Here is a 4,957-nt window from a genome sequence, read left to right as displayed (position 1 = left end):
TTTAAAAAGTGCCTGGTATCACGTCTAAAACACTCACAAAGAAGCTTATTTTAGGCAAGAGTTAGGCAGAAAAATCTTGGGACAATTCTTACTCCTGCCTCCTCGCTCATTCCCCGTTCCTCCTGTATTCCCCTCCAGGGAGGGGCGAGGGGTGGGTTGTCTCCTGTTTCCTACCCCTATTAAAAGACTTTTTCAGCAAACCCCAAGTATATCAATAGATACCGATAATTGCAGCAACAATGCGTTCGTCTAAAGGCTTCACTTTTGGAAGATTAAAAGCTTCCCGCAGTTGCTCCATAGGAATAGCTTTCTTGATTAAATCAGTACGGATATCCTGAAGACGTATCGGTGTGTAACGTCGGGGTTGTTTCAAGCGCTCGAACCACCAAGGACGAATTAGATCGAGCCACCACTCTGCCAACTTGCTTAAGTCCACAGCTTTCATCCAATCTGTCAATACATTAATCTCGGTAACAACCGCTTCTTTTCCTTCTTGAGCAGCTTTTTGACGATACTCCTCTAATACCTTCTCCATTTCTTCAAGAGCACGTTGTTTCTTCTTTGGCAACAGCAGTATTTCACTCTCCTGGAGTTTTTTCAAGAACTCTTCTAAATCTTGAGTTGCATCTTCAATAGGAATATCTCTCACAGAAGCAGGCAAATTTTTTCTGAGTTTTTCACTGATGCGCTCCATGTCAGTTATCACCTTTTCTGCTTCTAAATGGTCAAGATATACCCACCGAGGGGCACCCCACTCAGTACCAGCAACAGCAAAAAAAGCCCAAGGATGTTCTGCTGTTACACAACTAACCCAAGTTCCTGAAAGTTTTGTATTGCGTACTTGCTTATAGACTTTCCTGGGGACTAAAAATTTGTTGTTTTCTATCTGGCTGTTTTCGACAAGAGACCGCACCGGGTCAAACACATCCCCCAGTTCATAAGATTTACGAATTTTTGCTAACTCCTCAAGTTGCCTAATCTCAGATTCTGGTGTCACTATCTCATCATCTTCTGCCAAATCTGCTGGCAAAGACAAATCATCTCTATCTATTTCTTCCTCTGCCAAATCTGGTAAAGGAAAATTTGACCCCAACAAATCGGAAACCAGGCGGTGACGTTTAGCTAACTTTGTTTCCGAAGAACGCAGAGCGAACTCATCGCTATCTTGAGGCCACCAGACCTGAATTATCTTATGGGGACTATCCAAGCGTTCGACCCGACCAATTCGTTGTTCTGCCAGTCGAATAACAGTTGGCATATCTAATAATACTACTGCTGATGCTTGTTGGAGGTTGACTCCTTCAGACATGGCATCCGAACATAAAGCTATAACCCCTGATGCTGTAGAACCTAGTTTGAATAAATCATTAACTTGTTTGCGATATGTTTTGTCGTCTCCTGTAGCGATAATAACTTTCTGAGAATCTTTTTCCAATCTCTCAATGCGTTGTTTGATGTCACTTAAGCTGATAATATGGCTATCGAAAGCAATCAGAAGTTTGTGATTTTCTAATAACTCTAATAAATGTTTTGCTTTTCTTTCCTCTCGCGAATAGGATATTTTTTTAGTCAACTCAGCAATTTTTTTGTAAATGGCAATTTCTTTTTCACATTCGAGTCGATGAGCGTAGCGATCGCTCAACCAATCTGGCAATTCAATTTCTAGTTTATTCTGAGGAGGTTTTCCGGCAATGGAGTCTAATCTTTGAATGATATTTCCTGTTTTATTTTTACTAAGGTTTCCCAGAATCAAGCATTCTTGAACAAACTCTGTACCAGAAATGTGTTCTAGCAGTGCTGCTTTGGAAGAACGCAAACAAGACATTACATTGTAACTACAGAGTCTTGGGGCACTTTTTAATCGCATATCCAGATAATCTTCATCACTTATACCAAGTTGGCGTTGGTACTTACTAACCTTGAAATTTGTCTGTAGCATAACTAAACCACGCAACTGTTGAGTTAATTCCCGAATTTGTTTAGCTAAGGAGCGATCGCTTTCCGTTTCCCCACAAATATAAGTTTTACTTTCATGTTGAGGATAGCGACAAGGATTACCAAGTTTATTTTGATAAAGTTCTGGATTTTCATCTATCATCTGATTCAGCATACTCTTGGTGCGTCGCAAAGTAAATTTTTGAATTTCCCTTCGCAATAGTTGTCGCTCCCCTTCTTGCATTTTTTGCTCCAACTTGCCTCCTTTCCACAAACGTTTCAGAATTTCCAGTAGTTCGTCATCAAAATTATCTGCTCCCAGTAATTCAATAATAGCTAATAAATCCTGAGACCCTCGGTTAATAGGAGTTGCCGTAAACAGGATTACATAGTCAGCCATATTCTTAAAAACTGCCTGTGTCCGCTGCGACGTTCGGTTGAGAAAATTATGAGCTTCATCCAAAGCCAGCACTTGAGAACGACGAATGGCTTCTATAAGTTCTTCATTTTTGTTAGCTCTTTTAACTAAAGCGCCAGAAGAGTAAGTCTTCAAGTTGAAATCACAATTCCCAAACTCTTCATCCCATCCATCTTGAACTGCTGGCGGACAAATTAAAACTGGGCTACCTTTGCGTTTGCGTCCTGTTGCCCAAATTTGATTAATTACACTTTTAATCAGATTCGCACCCATGCGCGTTTTGCCTGAACCTGTGGCATCAGCAATTAGTACACTACCCACATTTTCGATTACCCAAATTGCCTGAGCAATTCCTTGTATTTGAGAAGGCCAAAAAGAGTTTTCATCTCCAAAATAACTTGTCATTTGATATTGTTTTGCCCACTCTCCTTCTAATAATTCTGCACAAGCTCTGGCTAAAGCTTCTTGCCAACCAACTTTACTAAGGAGCTTTTTTAAAAGTTCAATTAACTCATCTTTGTAGTCTTTGCCCAGTTCCCAAATTCTTTCTGATAAAAGCTCTGCTTCATTAAATCTTTTACTTTCTTTTTTAATATTTTCAAACCTTACGTTGGCTTCTATTTGTGACACAAAACCAGAATTACTAAAATTACTTGAACCAATAGTTATAGCATTGTCACCTCGGTAAATTTTGGCGTGAATTGGTTTTTTATCGCTAATTCTGACTTGAACTTGTTGAGTTTTAAGTAACTCTATTGCTTTAATTACTTTTCCACATTTAAGTATAGAAATACCTCGTTTTAGCCAATATTCTTCTATTTCGGGATCGAACTTGTAGGAATCAGGAAATTCTTGGGTATTTGTGGGGTAAGGTTCATGTCCTAGTAACAGACGAATTTCTGCCAAAGCATTTGAGTTTTGATATAATTTATAATAACTATCTGCTAGAAAGTCGATAATTCTGTCTAGGGAAGCATAACCAGTAATTATTAGTGGATTAGTAGCGGCTTGTAAATCTCTTTCAATAACTGTTTGAACGAAATGTTTGTCAAAATTATATGGGAATTTCTTATGTTCTGGCCATTGATTTTTGTCAGATTTACGATCGATACTCATACTTCCCTATTGTTTCATGTGTATAACTTACACAAAATTTTATTTTATCCCACCGATCGGGAATTTAATGGATAGAGTGAGCAAATTTATGTACTGGTATTAATGCTAAACAGGCACAATATTTGCCCACCCTATTACTTAAAATGAGGAAAAATTATACCAAACTTTGAGCAGGTTTATAACTTTGAATTGCTTTCATATATTGCGCCCTTTCAAATTTACTCTCATCAGGACAATTAATTTGACTCATACTACCGCGCATCTGCGCTATTGATTCATATTCATGTTCTTCCATCCAATGAATCATCTCATTTTCGATAACTTGAATATGATTAATTCCATGACGCAATAAAGTACCCACTAGCTGAGTTACATTCGCACCTGCCATCATCATTTTAATAACATCTTGCCCTTTTTGTACGCCGCTTGTTGCTGCAAAATCTACTTCTAATCTACCGTACAAAATAGCTATCCAACGCATAGGTAAACGCATTGCTTGTGGGGTACTTAATAATACATTAGTTACAACTTCTAGCTCTTCAATATTAATATCTGGTTGATAAAAACGGTTAAACAAAACTAATCCATTTACCCCTGCTTCTACCAACCTTTTCGACATATTTGCCATGTTACTAAAGAAGGGGCTAAGTTTAATTGCAACCGGAATATTTACCTCAGATTTAACAGCTTGCAGAATACTAATATAATTCTGTTCTACTTGTTCCCCTGTCATATCCATATTAGTAGGAATATTGTAGATATTTAACTCTAAAGCATCTGCACCAGCAGCCTCTAACTCTTTGGCATAATGAGTCCAACCACCAATAGTTGAACCATTTAAACTGGCAATAATTGGCATATTTACCATTTTTTTTGCTTCACTAATATGCTTTAAATATTCGGAAGCATCTATATGAAATATTTCTGGTTCTGGAAAGTAATTTAGAGCCTCTGGAAAACTTTCTGTACCGTATTCTAAATGATGTTGTAATTCTAAACGTTCTTCACGAAGTTGTTCTTCAAATAAAGAATGTAAAACTACTGCAGCAGCGCCAGCATCTTCCATCCGTTTGAGATTATCTAAATCTTCGGTCAAAGGTGCAGCAGCTCCCACAACTAATGGGGAACGTAATTGTAATCCTAAATAATTTGTCGTAATATCCATAATGTTTAAGTCAAAAGTTAAAATTCAAAAGTCAAAAGTATAGCGCTGTGCGCAGGCAACAGGCAACAGGCAACAGGGGAAATAAAAAACCGATAATCAGGGCTTACGCAAATTCACCTTGAAAACGCCATATGTAGGGGCGCAATTCGGAGCTTTGCGTTAGCAAATGGCATTCACCCTCACTGAATTTAGTGTCCGTGCGTAAGTCCTAATAATGTTTAAGTCAAAAATCAAAAGTCAAAAGTCAAAAGTAATATGTGCAAATGCGCAAATATACAACAGTTGTTGTTGGGTTGCGCTTGCGCTTAACCCAACCTACTAGC

Annotated in this window: 2 protein-coding genes; both read right to left on the bottom strand. The window is 38.2% G+C overall.

Features of this window, described 5'->3' with window-relative positions; translation table 11 throughout:
* Positions 1 to 211: 211 nt before the first annotated feature.
* Positions 212 to 3,469 (bottom strand): SNF2-related protein, encoded by a 3,258-nt coding sequence (locus AC3DU7_RS16205; protein ID WP_488040360.1) that lies wholly within the window; start codon positions 3,467 to 3,469, stop codon positions 212 to 214.
* 154 nt (positions 3,470 to 3,623) lie between these two features.
* Positions 3,624 to 4,634, bottom strand: a complete 1,011-nt coding sequence (locus AC3DU7_RS16200) for a dihydroorotate dehydrogenase-like protein (RefSeq protein ID WP_488040359.1) — start codon at positions 4,632 to 4,634, stop codon at positions 3,624 to 3,626.
* Between the last annotated feature and the right edge of the window lie 323 nt (positions 4,635 to 4,957).

It is taken from the genome of Okeania sp. (assembly GCF_983059655.1).
The sequence above is the reverse complement of the archived record's forward strand: the minus strand, read 5'-3'. Positions and strand labels throughout refer to the sequence as shown.

Coding starts and splice junctions, on each gene's coding strand:
- AC3DU7_RS16205 (WP_488040360.1), bottom strand. CDS start 3,469: ATGAGTATCGATCGTAAATCTGACAAAAATCAATGGCCAGAACATAAG.
- AC3DU7_RS16200 (WP_488040359.1), bottom strand. CDS start 4,634: ATGGATATTACGACAAATTATTTAGGATTACAATTACGTTCCCCATTA.